This window comes from Urbifossiella limnaea (assembly GCF_007747215.1).
In the GTDB taxonomy this organism is placed as follows: domain Bacteria; phylum Planctomycetota; class Planctomycetia; order Gemmatales; family Gemmataceae; genus Urbifossiella; species Urbifossiella limnaea.
In genome coordinates, this window is the sequence record NZ_CP036273.1 from 3,305,814 (window position 1) to 3,323,591 (window position 17,778).

At 69.4% G+C, this 17,778-nt stretch carries 17 protein-coding genes; 10 read left to right on the forward strand and 7 right to left on the reverse strand.

The window, feature by feature from the left end; genetic code table 11:
• Window positions 1-8 precede the first annotated feature (8 nt).
• Together ETAA1_RS13515 and ETAA1_RS13520 are read right to left on the reverse strand one after the other, a co-directional pair.
• The gene (locus ETAA1_RS13515) at window positions 9-695 is read right to left on the reverse strand and encodes an anti-sigma factor (RefSeq protein ID WP_145238952.1); all 687 of its coding nucleotides are present in this window, start codon (window positions 693-695) and stop codon (window positions 9-11) included.
• Window positions 692-1,282 carry an RNA polymerase sigma factor gene (locus ETAA1_RS13520; RefSeq protein ID WP_145238955.1) on the reverse strand — a complete coding sequence of 197 codons (591 nt, stop codon included), beginning with the start codon at window positions 1,280-1,282 and terminating at the stop codon, window positions 692-694. The genes ETAA1_RS13515 and ETAA1_RS13520 overlap by 4 nt, the downstream gene beginning before the upstream one ends.
• 157 nt (window positions 1,283-1,439) lie before the next feature.
• On the opposite strand from ETAA1_RS13520, the gene corA reads away from it, so the two are divergent.
• Together corA and ETAA1_RS13530 are read left to right on the forward strand one after the other, a co-directional pair.
• Window positions 1,440-2,471, forward strand: a complete 1,032-nt coding sequence (gene corA, locus ETAA1_RS13525) for a magnesium/cobalt transporter CorA (RefSeq protein ID WP_145238958.1) — start codon at window positions 1,440-1,442, stop codon at window positions 2,469-2,471.
• 82 nt (window positions 2,472-2,553) lie between these two features.
• Window positions 2,554-2,982 (forward strand): hypothetical protein, encoded by a 429-nt coding sequence (locus tag ETAA1_RS13530; protein WP_145238961.1) that lies wholly within the window; start codon window positions 2,554-2,556, stop codon window positions 2,980-2,982.
• A 55-nt stretch (window positions 2,983-3,037) separates the two neighbouring features.
• On the opposite strand, the gene ETAA1_RS13535 is transcribed toward ETAA1_RS13530, so the two are convergent.
• Window positions 3,038-3,868, reverse strand: a complete 831-nt coding sequence (locus ETAA1_RS13535) for a hypothetical protein (protein WP_145238964.1) — start codon at window positions 3,866-3,868, stop codon at window positions 3,038-3,040.
• A 185-nt stretch (window positions 3,869-4,053) separates the two neighbouring features.
• Window positions 4,054-4,371 carry a Rieske (2Fe-2S) protein gene (locus tag ETAA1_RS13540; RefSeq protein ID WP_145238968.1) on the reverse strand — a complete coding sequence of 106 codons (318 nt, stop codon included), beginning with the start codon at window positions 4,369-4,371 and terminating at the stop codon, window positions 4,054-4,056.
• Between the two features lie 61 nt (window positions 4,372-4,432).
• Here ETAA1_RS13540 and cyaB point away from each other — a divergent pair, with 61 nt between their 5' ends.
• Complete coding sequence (gene cyaB / locus ETAA1_RS13545; RefSeq protein WP_202920873.1) at window positions 4,433-4,990, forward strand: class IV adenylate cyclase; 558 nt, start codon at window positions 4,433-4,435, stop codon at window positions 4,988-4,990.
• Complete coding sequence (panC, locus tag ETAA1_RS13550) at window positions 4,987-5,832, forward strand: pantoate--beta-alanine ligase (protein ID WP_145238974.1); 846 nt, start codon at window positions 4,987-4,989, stop codon at window positions 5,830-5,832. Before cyaB ends, panC begins: the two co-directional genes overlap by 4 nt.
• Window positions 5,833-5,887: 55 nt before the next feature.
• Here panC and ETAA1_RS13555 read toward each other — a convergent pair whose 3' ends face one another.
• Window positions 5,888-6,901 carry an NAD-dependent epimerase/dehydratase family protein gene (locus ETAA1_RS13555; protein ID WP_202920874.1) on the reverse strand — a complete coding sequence of 338 codons (1,014 nt, stop codon included), beginning with the start codon at window positions 6,899-6,901 and terminating at the stop codon, window positions 5,888-5,890.
• A 32-nt stretch (window positions 6,902-6,933) separates the two neighbouring features.
• Window positions 6,934-9,639, reverse strand: a complete 2,706-nt coding sequence (gyrA, locus tag ETAA1_RS13560; protein WP_145238977.1) for a DNA gyrase subunit A — start codon at window positions 9,637-9,639, stop codon at window positions 6,934-6,936.
• Between the two features lie 178 nt (window positions 9,640-9,817).
• On the opposite strand from gyrA, the gene ETAA1_RS13565 reads away from it, so the two are divergent.
• The 6 genes from ETAA1_RS13565 (at window position 9,818) to ETAA1_RS13590 (ending at window position 16,251) form a co-directional block, all read left to right on the forward strand.
• Entirely contained in the window at window positions 9,818-10,456 is a 639-nt protein-coding gene (locus tag ETAA1_RS13565) for a hypothetical protein (protein WP_145238980.1), read from the forward strand.
• The gene (gene aat / locus ETAA1_RS13570) at window positions 10,453-11,196 is read left to right on the forward strand and encodes a leucyl/phenylalanyl-tRNA--protein transferase (RefSeq protein ID WP_238389439.1); all 744 of its coding nucleotides are present in this window, start codon (window positions 10,453-10,455) and stop codon (window positions 11,194-11,196) included. Before ETAA1_RS13565 ends, aat begins: the two co-directional genes overlap by 4 nt.
• Before the next feature lie 202 nt (window positions 11,197-11,398).
• The gene (locus ETAA1_RS13575) at window positions 11,399-12,445 is read left to right on the forward strand and encodes a sugar phosphate isomerase/epimerase family protein (RefSeq protein WP_145238983.1); all 1,047 of its coding nucleotides are present in this window, start codon (window positions 11,399-11,401) and stop codon (window positions 12,443-12,445) included.
• 99 nt (window positions 12,446-12,544) lie between these two features.
• The gene (locus tag ETAA1_RS13580) at window positions 12,545-13,252 is read left to right on the forward strand and encodes a response regulator transcription factor (protein ID WP_145238986.1); all 708 of its coding nucleotides are present in this window, start codon (window positions 12,545-12,547) and stop codon (window positions 13,250-13,252) included.
• 7 nt (window positions 13,253-13,259) lie between these two features.
• Complete coding sequence (locus ETAA1_RS13585) at window positions 13,260-15,305, forward strand: sensor histidine kinase (RefSeq protein WP_145238989.1); 2,046 nt, start codon at window positions 13,260-13,262, stop codon at window positions 15,303-15,305.
• Between the two features lie 70 nt (window positions 15,306-15,375).
• A complete protein-coding gene (locus ETAA1_RS13590; RefSeq protein WP_145238993.1) occupies window positions 15,376-16,251 on the forward strand; it encodes a hypothetical protein in 876 nt (291 codons plus the stop codon).
• A gap of 5 nt (window positions 16,252-16,256) precedes the next feature.
• On the opposite strand, the gene ETAA1_RS13595 is transcribed toward ETAA1_RS13590, so the two are convergent.
• The gene (locus ETAA1_RS13595; RefSeq protein WP_145238995.1) at window positions 16,257-17,744 is read right to left on the reverse strand and encodes an MlaD family protein; all 1,488 of its coding nucleotides are present in this window, start codon (window positions 17,742-17,744) and stop codon (window positions 16,257-16,259) included.
• Window positions 17,745-17,778: the final 34 nt, after the last annotated feature.

Sequence of the window (17,778 nt, forward strand, 5' to 3'; positions counted from 1 at the left end):
CATTCGGGTTAACGGGTCGCGCCGGGGAACAGCAGCGGGGCGTCGGTCGGGTTGCGCGTCATCCGCGGGCCGCCCATCGGCCACGCCGGGTGCTCCTCGGCTTCCTCAAGCTCCACGTCGTCCGAGGTCGCCAGTGTCAGCGGACCGGCCAGCGGCATCCCGCCGACCGGCAGCCAGCCGCCGGCCCCGGCGCCGTCCACGCGGTGAACGTCGACTTCGGTATCGGCGGCGATCAGCAGCACGGGGATGCCGGCGAGCGGGTCGTCTGCACGGGCGACGCGCTCGGCCACCTGCTGGGGCAGGCGGGGGAACAGCAGGTAGCCGAAGCCGGCGAACAGGACGACGCACGCCGTCAGGGCGTAAGCGGCGACAGCGACCGCCCGCGCGAGCCGCCGCTCCCACGGCACACCCACCGGTTCCGACAGCCGGGCGAGGGTGAGCCGCGCCGCGATTCCGTCTCGGGTCGAGTCCCAGGCTTCATCGCTCGGCCTTGGCGGCGACGCCTGACACCAAAGCCGCCAGTTCTCGGGCGACAGTCGCCGCTGAGCGTCAACGCACGGCTCCGCCGCGGGGTTCGCCGTGACCCAGCGCTCGACGGCGGCGCGGGCGCGGTCGTCCAACTCGCCGTCGGCGTAGGCGGCGAGAACGTCCGGCCAGGGGCCGGGGAGGTCGGCAGGGTCGGGTGCGGGAGTCATGGGAGTACGCGGTCGGCCAGCAGCTTCTGGAGTTTCTGTCGGGCGTAGAACAGCCGGCTCATCACGGTGCCGATCGAAATCCCGAGCACGTCGGCGACTTCACGGTAGGAGAGCTCGCCGTCCACGTGCAAGACGAACGTCTGGCGCTGGGCCGCCGGCAGGGCCGCGAGGGCCGTGTCGATCAGGCGCCGCAGTTCGGCCCGTTGCAGACCGTGGTCCGGTGGCGGGCGGCCGTCCGGCCCCGCGCTCTCGGGTGTGGCCGGCACCGGCGGCCTGTCGTTCCACCCGTCGCGCTTGCGGCGGCGGCCCATGTCCAGGGCCGCGTTGCTCGCGATCCGCAACAGCCACGTCTTGAACGTGCTGTGGCCACGAAACCGGTCCAGGTTCGACAGTACCTTTACGAACGCGTCCTGCACTGCGTCGAGGGCGTCTGCCTCGTTACCGAGCAGCCTGAACGTCACCCGGTACGCCACCATCCGGTAGCGGCGGAACAACTCGTCCAGCGCAGACGCGTCGCCGCCGGCCGACCGCTCCAACAGTGCGGCGTCCGACACTTGCGGAGTGGGGATGGCCGGGGCGGCGGGCATGGCGCGGGGGGCACTCTGGGGTCCGGTCCGTGGGCACCCGACACGCGCATTCTACCCCGCCACCTGGCTAGACGCGACGACAGTCCCCGGAATTCACCGCGCCCCGTCGTACCAATATCAGTGGACACACGTCCGCAGCTCGCCCGGAGTTTCTGCCATGCTGTCGCCACACCGATGGAACGCGGCCACCCACACCTATGAGGCCGTCCCAGGCTTCGCGCTCCCTTCGACGGCCCGCGAGATGCCGCCCGACGACATGCTGTGGATCGACCTCATGGACCCGACGCCCGAAGAAGAGTCCCGCGTCTTCGAGCAGTTCCTGCCGGTACACGCGCTGACGCTCGGCGACATTACCAAACCGCGCCGCGAACCGGAGCAGGGGGCGCACCTGCCCAAGGTCGAGGAGTTCGCCGACTACTTGTTCATCGTCGTGAACCCACTCCCGCCCGGTCTCGCCGACCCGAAGGCGACTGGCGGCAGGCGGATCCGGCTCCGCGACCGCCCGCAACTGAGCGCCGTCCTGACCCGGCACGTACTCGTCACTCACCACTACACCGCGATGGACTGCGTCGCCGCCGTGTCCGGCTACGTCGCCCGGCACGGCGAGTGCGCCAAGCGCGGCCCGGACTACGTGTTCCACCTCATCCTCGACGCCGTGGTGGACGAGTACGCCCCAGTGGTCGAGCGGGTTGCCGACCGCCTCGACAAGCTCGAAACTCGGGTGTTCCGCAACCCGAGCCCCGAGGAGCTTGCCCGGCTGCTGCGGCTGAAGCGACTCGTTTCGGGCCTTCGGAAGACGCTCATCCTCGAGCGCGAGGTGCTGTCCCGGCTGACGCGCGGCGAGTTCCAACTCGTAGACGACCGCGAGATCGCGTACTACCGCAACGTCTACGACCATCTCGTGCGGTACACCGAGCTCATCGAGTCGGCCCGCGAGATGGTCAGCGACCTGATGGAGAGTCACCTCGCCGCCGCGTCTAACCGGCTGAATCAGGTGATGAAGTTGTTGACGATGATCTCGACGGTCATCCTGCCGATGACGCTCATCGCCGGCGTCTACGGCATGAACTTCGAGGAGTCGGCGGCACCGGGCTACCACACCGACTGGGGCTTCGGCTTCGCCCTCGGCCTGATGACGGTCGTCGGCCTGGTCGCCTACGGCCTGTTCCGCTGGCGGCGGTGGCTCTGACGGCCCTTGTCGTGACCCCCTCACGGGCTTAGGTTATCAGCCGGAATAGCGATCACACGTCGGCCCCGACGGAGGCGATACGATGGCGAAGCGGGCGGGTGGCGGGCGGCCGAGCCGAATGGACCTTCGCCGGCAGGCGGAGGCGGCCGAAGCCCAGGACGAGGAGAAGGAAGACGTCGAGGAGGCCGCCGAGGAAGAGGAAGCGGAAGAGCCGGACGCGGAAGCCGAGGCCGATGACGGCGACGACGAGGGGAAACCGAAAAAGAAGAAGAAGGCTCCCGCCAAGAAGAAGGCTCCCGCCGCCAAGAAGCCGGCCGCCAAGCGCACCCGCACCGCCAAGGAAGTGCGGATGAAGGCGCTGTGGGTCGTTTTCGACAACGGCAGCAAGATCGTGGAGAAGTTCCCGTTCAACCAGAAGCCCGACGCCGAGGCGCTGCTCGCCAAGAAGATCGCGGAGAAGGAGGGGAAGGCCGTCTTCTACCTGAACCTCGTCAAGGAACCGCTCGAGTAACGATCAAAAGCCCACCCGCCGCAGCGGGTGGGCTTCACCCATCTCACACCACAACTCACCCTGCCACGACGGCCCGCTCGCGCAGGACCGTCTGAATCTGCTCCAGCCGGTAGCCGATCCACAGCACGTTCGGGAAGCGGATCTCGTGCTTCTCGGCGCCGCTGGTGCGCACGATCAGGTCGCCGGAGAAGAAGCCCAGAATCCAGTGGCGGAACAGGTCGTCGCGCTGCTTCTCGAAGGCGATGCCGGTGGTGTCGTAGCTGCGGACCGAGTCGCCGATGTGCTCGCACACCCGCAACTGGCCTGGCGTGATGATCATGTACGTCCGCTGGTCGAACACGAACACCGACACCGCCCACAGGATCAGAGTCGCCGTGGCGATGAACAGGTAGCCGGCCATGTTGATGAAGATGTGGAGGTTGCCGACTGCCCCGAGTAAGTTGTCCCACCCGTTTGGTATCAGTGTGATCGCCAGCGCCAGGATCAACAGGAACATCAGTACCAGGAATGACCACAGCCCGCGGAGCGGGATGTTGGTGATCAGAATCGTCAGCAGGAGGATCACGCAGTAAAGCGGCCCCATCCACGCCTTCTCGGAGATACGCGGGGTGAACGCCTGCGGCCGGGCCGGATCGCTCGACGCGGAGACGGCCCTTTCCAGGGAGCGGGTCTTGGCGTCTTTTGGCACGATGAGCTCGTACCGGTCCGTCTTTTCGTCCGACGCCATCTTGTGTACCAGCGCGTCGGCCGGGATGACGGCGAGGCGGTGGTTCTCGAACAGCGTGATGAGAGCCATCACGTACCCGAGGAGCCAGATCGGCCACCAGTAGAAGATCGGCGAGTGGCTGACGAGCTTGATCTCGCGCGAGTTGGTGGTGGCGGGCATTTGCGAGGCGCCGGCGGTCGAAGCGCCGGGCGGGGCCGACGAAGGCGGGAGGGCGCTGGACATCGGGTTCGGCCTCGTGGGGTGGCGCCGCCGCGGCGGCGTTGTCCGGGGTATTCGGGCGCCGCGGTCGGTTCTTGGCACGGGAGCGCGGCTAGGCTAGACCCGCGGCGCCCCGGAGTCAAGCGTCACGCCTGTTCCGGCACCTCCAGCACCACGTCGTCGCCCTCGACGTGTACGGGGTAGCAGCCGATTCGTACCTTCGGGTTGTCGGCCCAACTGCCGTCGTCGAGGCGGAACCGCCAGTAGTGCCACGGGCACGTCACCACGCCGCCTTCAACGAACCCGCCGGACAGAGACGCCCCCATGTGCGGGCACAGGTCGTCGACGGCGAAGAACCGGCCCTCGTGGTGGAACACGGCGACGTCCTTGCCGTTCACCTCCACGACCGTGGTCGCGCCGGCCGGCAGGTCTGTCGTCTTGCCGAGGGGAATCCGCTGGCCCACGTCGCACCTCCGCCACGGAACGATTGTTCGTAGTGTATCAGCCGTTACCGGGGGCGCCGCCGTGCTCGAAGTCGAGTTGAAGTACCGCGTCGCGGACCAAGCCGTCGTGCTGGCCCGCCTGACCGCACTCGGGGCGGTGCACGTCGGTGAGGCGGTCGAGGTCGACCACTACTTCAACGCCCCCGACCGTGATTTCCGCTCCACCGGCGAGGCGTTTCGCCTCCGCCGCGACGGCGCGAGCAACCGCTTCACGTACAAGGGGCCGAAGCAAGCGGCGGTGACCAAGACGCGTACCGAGATCGAACTGGCCGTCGCCGACGGCGACGGCGGCGCGGCGGACGCCGAGCGGCTCGTCCAGGCGCTCGGGTTCAGCGCGGTTGCGGTCGTGAAGAAGACTCGCGCCGTGTACGACTTGCCGCGCGGCGACTTCACCGCCACCGTCTGCCTCGACGTCGTCGTCAACGTCGGCACGTTCGTCGAGGTGGAGGTGGTCTGCGGCGAAGCCCAGGCCGCGCTCGCGGAGGCGACGGTGCTGACGCTCGCGGCCGAGCTCGGGCTGCGGGACCCCGAACCGCGTTCGTATCTGCGAATGCTGCTGGTAGCGGAGGGCCGGGAGTGACGCCGGTGGTGACGACGATCGCCGAGGTCCGCGCCGCGGTCGCGGCTGCGCGACGGCGGGGCGATGCAATCGGCTTCGTACCGACGATGGGGGCGCTGCACGAGGGGCACGCGGCGCTCGTCCGCGCGGCCCGCGCTGCCGGCGGGTTCGTGGTCGTGTCGGTGTTCGTGAACCCGACCCAGTTCGGGCCGTCGGAGGACTTTGCCAAGTATCCCCGCACCCTGGACGCCGACCGCACGCTGTGCCACGAGGCCGGCGCCAACCTGGTCTTCGCCCCGAATGCGGCCGATATGTACCCCGCGCGGTCGGTGACGTTTGTGGAGGTGACGGAGCTGGACCGCGAGCTCTGCGGCCCGCGCCGGCCGGGGCACTTCCGCGGCGTCTGCACCGTGGTGCTCAAGCTGTTCAACGTGGTGCTTCCGGACCGCGCCTACTTCGGGGCCAAGGATTACCAGCAGGCCCGCGTCGTCACGCAGATGGTGCGCGACCTGAACGTGCCGGTCGAGGTGGTGGTCGAGCCGACGGTCCGCGAGGCGGACGGGCTGGCGATGAGCAGCCGCAACCGCTACCTGAGCGCGGCCGAGCGGGTAGCCGCGCCGTCGATCCACCGGGCGCTTCTTGGTGTGCGGGCTCGTGCGGCGGGCGAGCGTGACGTGGCGGCGCTCGAAGCCGGATTGAGGGCCGAACTGGAGGCGATACCCGGGGCGCGGCTGGATTACGCGCAGGTCGTGGACGCCGAGACGTTGCAACCCGTGGCGCGCGTCGAGCGGCCCGTGGTGGCGGCAGTCGCCGTGTTCCTGGGCACGACGCGGCTCATCGACAACGTGGTGATCGACACCTGAGTTGCCGCTCGCGGCTTCATGCTGCCCGACGCGAAGCCGCAAGCGGTCGTGCTGCTTACACCTCGTCCGCCGTCGTCACCGGCGGCGGCTTTGGCGCATCGAGGTCGCTGGTATCGAGCCGCCCCTCGACCTGCAACCGGCGGAACACGTCCACCGTCGCGCGAATCCCGTCCTCGAGCGGCGTCTTCGGCATCGGCCCCAGGTCGCGCTCGATGCCGGCGTCGGACAGGTCGTACGCGATGGCGATCTGCGACGTGCCGACCGTGACCAGCGTCGCCGCCGCGGGGAGCACCCGCGTCAACGCCTGGTGGTAGTCGGCGAGCGTGACGACGGCGCCGCGGAGGTTGTAGCTCTTGGCCCCCTGATACGGCCGCACCAGGCTGAGGATGAAGGCCTGGGCCACGTCGTCGACGTACTGGAAGTCGCTCCACCCGCCGAAGCTGATGGCGTAGGGTCGGCCGAGGAGCACGGCCTTGATCGCCTTGGTCGGCTCGCTGGTCATGCCGAGGTCGCGGCCGGGGCCGTACACGGTCCACGGGCGCAGGCCGACGCTGCTGATGCCGTGGTCCTGGAAGTAGATGCGAGCGTTCCCCTCGTTGCAGCACTTGAACACGCCGTAGTGCGTGCTCGGGATCAGTGGCGCGTCGTCGGGCTGGCTGCCGGCCGGGTACTTGTCGGGGCCGCCGAATACCGCTGCGGAGCTGGCGTAGACGAGCCGCTGCACCTGCGAGCCGGTCGCCTTGATGCCCTCGAACACGGCCAGCGTGCCGAGCACGTTCACCCTCGCGCCGAGCATCGGGTCGACGCGGCACGTCGGCACCTGAAGTCCGGCCAGGTGGATGACGTGCGTGATGCCGTGGGTGCGGATCGCGGCCGTGAGCGCGGCCAGGTCGGTCACGTCGCCGGGGACGAACTTGCACTTCGCCACGTCGGCGTCGGACAGGATCAGGCGGAAGCGGCGGGGGTCTTCCTTCAGGTCGAAGACGAAGACGTCGTCGCCGCGGGCCAGGAGGGTGCGGGCGATCCACGCCCCGATGAACCCGTACCCGCCGGTGATCAGCACACGCATCGGAAGCCAGCCCGTGAGTTTGGGAGAGTTCGCTACGCCGGCTCGACCGCGGTCCCGGCCGGCTCCACCGTTTCGGGGGCGACCTTCGCCAGCGTGGCGAGCTTGTCCCCCTCGTTCAGGTTCATGACCCGCACGCCCTGGGTGTTGCGGCCCACCAGGCGGATCGTGTCCACCTTGCACCGCGTCACCATGCCGCCCACGGTGATGAGGATCACCTCGTCGCCGTCGCGGACGGACGACACGCCGACCACCTTGCCGTTCTTCGCCGTCACCTTCACGTCGCGGAGCCCCTTGCCGCCGCGGCGCTGGCGGCGGTAGCGCATCGACGACCGGTCCTCGCCGCCCTCCGTCTCGGTCCCCTCCTCGGGCTCGGTCTCCGTCGGCTCCGGCCCGGCGTCGTCGTCGCCGTCCGCGGCGTCGGCCGTGTTCGCGCCGAACGGCGTTCGCTTCCCGTAGCCCAGCTCGCACACCGTCAGCAGGAAGCCGTCCGGGTCGGCGACCGTCATGCCGACCAGCTCGTCGTCGCCGACCAGGTTGATCCCCTTCACCCCGTACGTGCCGCGGCCCGTGGCGCGGATGTTCGCCTCGGAGAAGCGGATGGCCATGCCGTTGCGGCTGCTCAGCACCACCTCGTCGCCGGCCTTCGTCAGGCCGACGCCGATCAACTTGTCGTCGTCGTCCAGGCCCATGCCGATGATCCCGCCGGCGCGCGGCCGGCTGTAGTCGGTCAGCTTCGACTTTTTCACGAGCCCCTTGCGGGTGGCCGTTAGCAGGAACGCCCCCTCGACGAACTCCCGCACCGCGACGATGCCCGACAGTTTCTCCTCCGGCTTCAGCGACAGCACGTTGGCGATGGACCGGCCCGGCGAGGTGCGCGCGGCCTGCGGCACCTGCCACACCTTGAGCCAGTACAGCTGCCCCTTGTCGGTGAAGCAGAGGAGGTAATCCTTCGTCGCGGCGGTGAAGAAGTGCTCGACGAAGTCGTCGTCACGCAGGCCGCCCTGGACGCCCTTGCCGCCGCGGTGCTGCACCCGGTACTCGCCCACCGGCATCCGCTTCACGAACCCCTGGTGGCTGACGCTCACGACCACCTGCTCGTCCTCGATCAGGTCTTCCATCGACACGTCCGCCGCGTCGCCGCTGATCTCCGTCTTGCGGGCGTCGCCGAACCGGCTGCCGATGTGCTCCAGGTCGTCCCGGATGACCTTGCGGACGTTCGCGTCGTCGCCCAGGAGCGTCTCGAAGCCTCGAATCTGCTCGCGGAGGTGGGTGTACTCCTTCAGAATCTCCTCGCTCTCCAGCGCCGCAAGTTGGCCGAGCTGCAGCCGCACCACGGCCTCGGCCTGTAGCTCCGTCATGCGGTACACCGCCTGCGCCCCCAACTCGCGTTGTAACCCGCCGAACGCCTCGGCCCCGATGGCCCGCTCCATCAACGCCGCAGGCACTTCCATCTGTTGCAACCGCAGCTTGGCCTCGGACCGGTTCGGCGACGTGCGGCAGATGCGGATCACCTCGTCGATGTCGGCGATGGCGATGAGCTGGCCTTCGAGGACGTGCCCGCGCCGCTTCGCCTCCCGCAGCAGGTACTCCGTCCGCCGCCGAATCACCTGGACGCGGTGGTCCAGGAATTTCTGCATCATCTCCTTGAGCGTCAGCAACTGCGGCCGGCCGTCGACGATCGCCAGCAGGATGATGCTGACCGTGTCCTGCAGCGGGCTGAACTGGTAGAGCTGGTTCAACACTAGATGCGGGTCGGCCCCGCGCTTCAACTCTATGACGATGCGGACCGGCTCGCCGGTGCGGGCGCTCGACTCGTCGCGCACGCCGCTGATGCCGGCGATCCGCTCCTCCTTCACCAGTTCCGCGATGACCTCCTGGAGCTTGATCCGGCTGACCTGGAACGGCACCTCGCGAATGAGGATGCTCGGCGACTTCCCCTTGCCCTCCTCGACGATGTCCACCCGCGCCCGCAGGGTGATCTTGCCGCGGCCGCGGGCGTAGGCGTCCACGATCCCCTGCCGACCCATCACGATGCCGCCGGTCGGGAAGTCCGGGCCGGGCACGAGTTGGATCAGGTCGCCGAGGGTGGTGTCGGGGTCTTCGATGAGCCGAACCAGCGCCGCGCACACCTCCCTGAGGTTGTGCGGCGGGATGTGCGTGGCCATGCCCACGGCGATGCCGTCCGCACCGTTCACTAGCAGGTTCGGGAACCGCGCCGGTAGCACGAGCGGTTCGCGGTACTTGCCGTCGTAGTTGTCGACGAAATCGACCGTCTCGTGGTCGAGGTCGTCGAGCAACTCGGCCGCGACGGGCGAGAGCTTGGCCTCGGTGTACCGGTGGGCGGCGGGCGGCAGGCCGGCGATCGAGCCGAAGTTGCCCTGCCCGTGGATGAGGCGGTAGCGGAGAACCCAGTCCTGGGCGAGTCGCACGAGCGCGTCGTAGATCGACGCGTCGCCGTGCGGGTGGTAGCGCTTCATCGTCTCGCCGATAATCCCGGCGCACTTGCTCGTCGCGGCGGTGGGGCCGAGGCCGAGGTCGTTCATCGCCACGAGGATGCGGCGCTGCGACGGCTTGAGGCCGTCGCGGACGTCCGGCAATGCCCGGGACACGATGACCGATTGGGCGTAAGTGAGGTAGCTGTCGCGCAACTCGTCCACGATGTCGAGTAGCGGGATGGGAGCCCCGCTCGCCTCGGCCGGGCCGCCGGGGGCGGGCGGCGGTGGGGTGTCGTCGGCCAACGTCGGCTCCTGTGGTTCCGGGAGAAATTCGCGGCCCGGACCGGATTGCGATGCACGTCGGGCGTAAGGACGTTATTTTAGTGGAAGCCGGGGGTTCGAACCACCCGCGTAGGGGCGTTCGTGGTACCTTTTTCCTCGCCCGAACGTCAACCGCGGCAACGGGTTCTGGGAGCGAGCAATGCGACGACCGCTGGGGGCGCTTCTGGGGTTGGTTCTGGCTATCGCGACCGCGTCCGGCCAGGCCGGTGGCGTGACGCCCGCCGCCGACGAGACGCGGTCAAAGCTGCTGAAGGTGAAGCTGTCGCTGAACTTCAACCGGATGCCGCTGCGCGAGGCGCTCAAGGAGATCGCACACCTGGTGACCGAGAACACCGAGAAGCCGATCCTCTGGACCTACGCCGCGGACGGCGGCGTGCCGAACGTGCCGGTCACGTACAACTGCAAGGATAAGGCAGTCGAGGCGATTCTCGACGACCTGTTCAAGCAGCACGGTCTCGGGTTCACGGTGCTCTCCGGAGACGACCACCCGCGTGACGGCTGGGTCCGCCTCGGCCCCGGCAAGGAGCGTGGCGAGGTCAAGAAGTTGTCCCCACTGGTGCTCGCGCCGCCGACCACGACGACGCCGACCACGCCGGCGGTCGTGCCCGACGACCCGAACGAGGCGGCAGGGCTGGCCCGGCTCAACGCTGCGAAGGGGCTGCTGACGGAGGGGAAGGCGGCCGACGCCAAGCTGATCCTGAACGTGGTGATCGGCAAGTACGGCAAGACGAAGGCGGGGGCGGAGGCGAAGGACATCCTGGAGAAACTGAACAAGTGACGCCCGACCGGCCGAACCGTCGCGGCCGCGCGCCGGACGTGCCGTGGCTCGACCCCGCGAACGGCCCCCGCGACTGGCCGCTCGGGTACGGCGGGTCGTTGACGCCGGATCTGCTGCGGAAGGCCTACGCGGCCGGCGTCTTCCCGTGGTACAACCCCGGCGAGCCGGTGCTGTGGTGGTCGCCGGACCCGCGCGCCGTCATCGAACTGGACGGCCTCCACGTCAGCCGGCGGTTGGCACGCACGATTCGCTCGGGGAAGTTCCGCACCACGGTCAACCAGGCCTTCCGCGACGTGATGCTCGGCTGCGGCGAGTACCGCGCCGAGGGGACCTGGGTCCACGAAGAGATGGTGACGGTGTACACGGCGCTGCACGTCGCAGGGGACGCGCACAGCGTCGAGGTGTGGGCGCCGACCGACTCGGGGGCGTGGGAACTGGCCGGCGGCATCTACGGCGTCGCGGTCGGCGGGCTGTTCGCCGGGGAGTCGATGTTCCACCGCCGCACCGACGCCTCGAAGGTGGCGCTGGCCACGCTCGTCGAGCGGCTGAAGGCGCGTGGGTTCGTTCTGTTCGACGTGCAGATGACGACCGACCACACGGAGCGGATGGGGGCGACGAACATTTCCCGGGCCGAGTACCTTGCCCGACTGCGCGACGCGGTGGCCCTGACGCACGTCCGGTTCGCCGATTCTGCGTCGGCGCCGTCTTCGATCGCACCCGATCGCGGCGAACAGCCGTGACTGCTCGGGCCGGCGCCCTACGTCTGGCCGATTCGTGCCACCTCGGTAGCGTCGCCACAGGACTCGGCCGCGCTGTCCCGTGGGACCCAGGAGCGAAGACGACACCTGGCGGTGGCGAAGCCGGGACGATGCTCACGCGACCGAATCGTGCGTCCAGTGGCCGCGAGCTGGGGAGCTCGGGCTGGTGTGATCGGAGACAGACATGTACCCGACACGTAGAGCGTTCCTGGCTACCGGACTGACACCAGCAGTATCACTAGCCGACGAGCCACCGCCTGCGGCTACGAACCTCGGCTTGCTGCTTTACTCCTACGGCATTCGAGCGCGTGCTGAAGGCGCTGGGTTCACCGACCCGGCGAGCTTCATCACACTGGCTCGCGAGCGGGGCGCGAGTGCGGTGCAGGTGCCGCTCGGTCGGCGGACGGAAGCCGCCGCAGCTTTGATCCGTCGGGCCGCCGAGGCGGCCGGCGTGGCGGTCGAGGGAATCGTGAGCCCGCCCCCGGACACGGGCGCCGGGCGAGACCAGTTCGCGGCCGAGTTGGGGACTGCCCGCGCCTGTGGGGCGGAAGTCGTCCGCACGGTCTTGATGGCGGGCCGCCGCTACGAGCTGTTCTCACGGGCCGACGAGTACGCTGCGTTCGCCCGGACCGCAAAGGCGACGCTGGAACGGGCCGAGCCGGTCGCTCGCAGCGCCGGCGTCAAGCTGGCCGTCGAGAATCACAAGGACTTCCGCACGGACGAACTGCTCGACCTGTTGCGAGGTCTGGCGAGTCCGTGGGTCGGTGTGTGTGTCGACACCGGCAACAACCTCGCGCTGCTCGAGGACCCCGCCGCCACGGTCGCCGCCCTGGCGCCGCTCGCGTTTACTGTTCACTTGAAGGACATGGGATTGGAAGAGTACGCCGACGGCTTCCGCCTCGCGGAGGTGCCGCTGGGGCAGGGCGTACTCGACCTGCCCGCCGTCGTCGCCGCCCTGCGCAAGGGGAACCCGCGCGTCCGGTTCCAACTCGAAATGATCACGCGCGACCCCCTCCTCGTTCCGTGCCTGACCGATCGCTACTGGGCGACGCTCGGTCGCGTCCCCGGCCGCGACCTGGCGCGAACGCTGGCGCTCGCTCGCCGCACTTCCCGCAAGGAACCGCTCCCGCGCGTCTCGCAACTGCCGCCGGCTCAGCAGGTGGCCGCGGAGGAGCGACACGTGCGCGAGTCGTTCGCGTTCGCGGCCCGCACGCGGCTTCTGGCCGGGTGAATGGAACGGCGAATCGGCCATCGGGTTTCTCATTCGCACTTCATGCCGGCGGGGGTAAACTCCAGTAGGGACTGGTTCGTCGGCCCCAGAGGGCAGTCCGTGCGCGTGTTACTCGTCGAGGACAATTCCTCACTCGTCCGCGCCTTTCGTCAAGGGCTCGAAGAGGAAGGCTTCGCCGTCGACGTGGCCACCGACGGCGAAGAGGCCGACGTGAAGGCCCGCACCACCGGGTACGACGTGGTCGTGCTCGACATCATGCTGCCGAAGGTGGACGGGCTGACGCTGCTGAAGAGGTGGCGGACCGACGGTATCAAGACCCACGTCCTGTTGCTCACCGCCCGCGGCACCGTGTCGGACAAGGTGACCGGCCTCGACACCGGGGCCGATGATTACCTGACAAAGCCGGTGGACTTCGACGAACTGTGCGCCCGCGTCCGCGCCCTGATCCGCCGCGGGCACCAGCAGAAGGACCCCGTGCTGCGCTGCTACGACATGGAGATCGACACCGCGGCCCGCACCGTCCGCCGGGCCGGGCAGGTGATCCACCTGACGCCGCGCGAGTACGCCTTGCTGGAGTTCCTGGCCTTCCACCGCGGCAAGGTCGTGACCCGCAGCATGATCTGGGAGCACCTGTACGACGAGTACGACGAGAACACGTCGAACGTGGTGGACGTGTACATCCGCTACCTGCGGAACAAGATCGACAAGGGCTTCGACCCCGCACTGATCCTGACGCGGTGGGGCGAAGGCTACATGCTCCGCGGCGACGACGACCCGCCGGCCCCGCCGGCCGCGAAAAAGGGGTGACAGCCCCATGCGTTCCATCCGCCGGTCGCTCCTCGGCTACTTCCTCCTGCTGCTCGCCGTGGCCCTCGGGCTGATCGCGGCGTTCGTGGACCGCTACGCCGTGGGGGCCGTCCGCGCCCGCGAGGAGTCGGAGTCGAACCGGATCACCGCGGCGTTCGACGCCCGCAAACTCGAAGCCCAAGCCAAGTTCGACGCGGAACTCGTGCAGGAGGCCCGGAGCCTGGCCGGGGAACTGAACCGCACGTTCTTCAAGGCCTGGGGCCGGTTCCGCCCGCCCGACCAACCGCGGCCAGGGGGGAAGGGCCCGCCGGAGCCGAAGTCTCCACCCGAGCTGAAGGGCATCGAACCCCGCCCGAGTTTCCCGGGTAAGGCGCCCGACGAGGACGGCCGCGAGTACCTCCGTCGTGTGACCGCCCTGATGCTGCAACCGCCCGCAGCCGGGAACTGGCTGCCGACCGCGGAGGCGGCGTCCGCGACCCACAGGGCGTGGAGCCCGGGATGGATTTCGTTCGCCTCGCCGCGCACGGCGACGCGGGTGCAGATACCCGAGATGCTGCACCGGCCGTTCGTGGAGGGCGGCGATCACACGGGCTACTACCAGTTCCACGTCGTTGCCGACTACCCCGGCCGGCCCTGGCAGGCGATCGGCACGGTCCGCCCGGCTCGCCTCCACCACGACCTGCCGCTCGACCTGGCGCGCGTGGAGGACTCCGAACGTGAACTTCTCCCCGCCGACGAAGTTCGTGTCGAGGGTCAGGGGGTATTCCGGCGGGCCGTCGTGTGGACCGCGGTCACTCCGCAGGGGTCACGACCGCTGCTCATTCCCGTATGGCACGAGAATCAGTCGTACTCCTCAGGCGCGGGGGCGCGTGCGACCTCGTTCTTCTACCCCCCGATCGGCCCGAGCCCGCGGGCCTTCCGCCCCGACTTCTGGCTCCGCGTCTTCGTCCATGCCGCGCGGCCGCAGGCGGAACTCGACAGCCGGTTCGTCGCCGCGGCCGCCGAGCGGGACCAGGAAATCGTGCGCGTCCACTCCGAGTCGCGGGAGGAACTGACCAAGCTCCGCACCCGCCTCGCCGCCATCGCCGTCGGGTCGTTCCTGGCGCTCGTCATCGGCGGGTGGTTCATTGTCGCCCGCGGGCTCGCCCCGGTGCGGACACTGTCGGACGCCGTCAGTCGCGTCTCGGAGAAGGACTTCGCCCTCCCCGTCTCGTCGGCGGCGCTGTCGGTCGAACTCGCCCCGATCCACGCCCGACTGACCCAGACCCTCGACCAACTGCGGGCCGCATTCGCCCGGGAGAAGGATGCCGTGGCCGACATCTCCCACGAACTCCGCACGCCGATCGCGTCGCTCCTCGCCACCATCGACGTGACCCTGCGGAAGTCGCGCACCCCGGAGCAGTACCGGGCCACGCTCGAAGACTGCCGCGGCATCGCCAAACAACTCGGCCAACTCGTCGAGCGGATCATGACGCTCGCCAGCCTCGACGCCGGCACCGCGCGCGGTGCCGTCAGCCGGGTGGACGCGACCGAACTCGCCGGCAGTTGTGCCGTCGTCATCCGCCCGTTGGCAGAGGCCCACGGGCTGTCGTTCACGCTGTCCGCGGTCGGCCCTGCTGAGCTCGACACCGACCCCGACCGGCTTCGTGAAGTGCTGATGAACCTGCTGCACAACGCGGTCGAGTACAACCGCGCGGGCGGCCGCGTCGAACTGGCGGTCCGGGCGGACGCGGGGCGGGTTGTGTTCGAAGTGCGCGACACCGGCATCGGCATGACCGACGAGGTGCGGGCCAAGATTTTCGAGCGGTTTTACCGGGCCGACGCCTCCCGCACCGCGACCGGCGTCCACGCCGGGCTCGGGCTGGCGATCGTCAAGGAGTACGTCGAGCGGCTCGGCGGTGCGATCGAGGTTGAGAGCACCCCCGGCGAGGGCTCGGTGTTCCGTGCCACATTCCCTGCGGCGGCCGGACAACCGGAATCCCTCGCCCCGCCCCCCGACGCCGCGCGCCCGGAACCCCGGGTGCGGTCCCGCCCCACGCCCGCCGCGTCCTGAAATAGACGCCCGCCCGCCCGACCGGGTAGAACGGACACGTAGGTCCGGTTTCCGGCGGGGGGGCACGACGATGCGCGGCGTGTGGGTGTCGGTCCTGTTCGTCACGGCCGCGGCCGTCATGTCGTTCAACACAGGATGCGGCGGGTCCGAAAAGTCGCTACCCCAGCACGTCCCGGAAAACACCGGCCAGGCGGGTGCTACTGCGGTTGTCGCCGTGCCGGACAAGTCTGAGCCGGCCGCCGTCGCGGTCGTGGGGCGCGCCGTCAAGGCGGCCACCGACGGCAACCCGGCGCGCGTCGAGCGGGCGAAGGTGAACCGCCTGAGAATGAAGGGCACGGTTATGGGGCCGAACGGCCCAGTCCCCTCGCGGCGCCTCGTCGAAGCGGTCTGGCCCGACCGATTGGCCCAGACCGACGAGTTCGGTTCCGACTCGGGGTTCGGTAAGACGCTCGTCCGCCTCCGGCGGCCGGTACTGTGGGTGGGTCGTATCGCCGAGGGGAAGGCGGTGCCGGTCGAATTCGCCGACGGCAAGGCGCCCGAGGCGGCGATCGCGGCCGAGTCGGTCGGGCGGCACTGGATGGCCGTCCTGGTCCCGCTCGCCGACTCCCGCACGGTCGTGTTCGACGCCAAAAAGTTGCTGCTGAACGGCCAGCCCGCCGACGTGATCCGCGCGGCCGCACCGGGCACGCCGGTCTTCACCTTGTGGTTCGACGAGAAGTCCGGCTTGCTGCTTCAGGTGGGCTTTTCACAGGTCGAGCCCGGGAACACGAAGCCGACCGACAAAGTGTTCACGCTCCGCGACCATCGCGCGACCGACGGCCTGATGGTGCCGGGGCGTATCGAGTACCGGCAGAGCGCGCTGCCGCTGCCACTGGAGGAGTGGGCAGTCGAGGGATGGGAGTTCCCGGAGCGGATCGAGGAGGGAGGATTCGACCCTCCCAAGTGACGCGGTCAGGGACGGTAGCCCTGCACCGGACCGCGGCCGCCGTCCGGCGCCGGGCGGGTCGCGGGCACCGCGGGCGGCCAGTCGGGGCGGTAGGCCGGCAGCCCGGGCGGCACCGGCGTGGGTGCGAACGGCGAGTCCTTGAGCCCGCTGCTCGGGCGGACCGCGCCACCCACGCCGATCAACTCGGGGCGACGTGCTACTTTGTCGGCGAACACCTCCAGGTCGCCGGCGATCCGCTCCGCCCGTGCCAGCACCCGGGCCAGTGACGCCGCGGCCGCGTCGACGTTGTTGAACAGCGTCGGGTCGGTCAGCAGTCGTTGCGCCGTGCCGTTCTCGCGGGCGAATGCCTGCACCACGCCCCGCACGTCGGTCAGTACCGCGTTGAGCGACGCCGCCGTCTCGGCGACGTCCTTCGTCAATGCCTCCGACCGCGCCGCGAACGGCCGGACGACCCCGCGCAGCTCGGTAATCGCGTCCGGCACCGCAGACGTGCGAGTGTCGAAGTTCCGGATCGTCTTTTCCGTCTCGTCCAACACGGCTTGCAGCCCGCCGGACACTTTCAGGATGTTCAGCCCGATGGCATTCAGGTTCTTCAGGAGGGCCGTCACTTCCTTTTGGTTCTCGGGCGAAAGCACCTGATTGACCGACTCCAGCGCCTCCCGCGCCGCCTTGGCGGCACCGGCCACGTCGGGCTCAATCCGCTTCACGCTGCCGCGGAGTTCGTCCACCGCGGGGCGGACGGTGGCGACGAGTGACCGGATGTCGCGGAGTGTGTTACGCAGGTTGTCCGCCTCAGCCCTGTCGATCGGCGGGCCGAGCGCAGAGATGGCGCCCGGCGGGGGCGCCGGGTTCTCGGCACCGCCGACGAAGTCCTGAATCGCCTTGTTGGTCTTCTGCACCTCGGGGATGAAGGCGCGCACGTCCCGGCCGAGGAGTTCGTACTCTCGCAACGTCTTTTCGAGCTGCGGGGCGACCCGCTCGATCTTCTCGAACGACGCGACGACGCGGTCGAGTGACTGCTGAGCCGACGACAGCACGCCGGACGCCGGAGTCAGCAGGCTGCGGGGGGTGATGGGCGGCACGCCGGCGATCTCGCTACCGGGAGGGATGTCGTCGCCGCGCGGCAGCGGCTGGCCGGCGGTGTCGAGCTTCGGGAGGAAGTCGAGGGCGGTGTCGCCGTTGAGGAGGCCGCGGGTGATGGTCGGCGCCTCGTTCGTCCGCGGCGGGTGCTTCGGGTCCACGGTGATGTGCACCCGCACCTCGCCGGTGGCGGCGTCGAGGTCGATCTGCTTCACCTCGCCAATCCGGACGCCGGACTTGCGGATGGGCGTGCCCTGCGTCAGGCCGGGCGCCTCGGGGAACAGCACGGTGTAGTTCAGCTTCGTGGCGAACAGCTGCGGCGCCTTCCCGAACAACACGACGAGCACCGCGAGGACGACGAGCGTCGCCCCGACGAACAGCCCGAGCCGCATCCGCATCTTCTGCTCTGCCACGTTGCACCGGTGGACAGGAAGGCCACGAACCCCC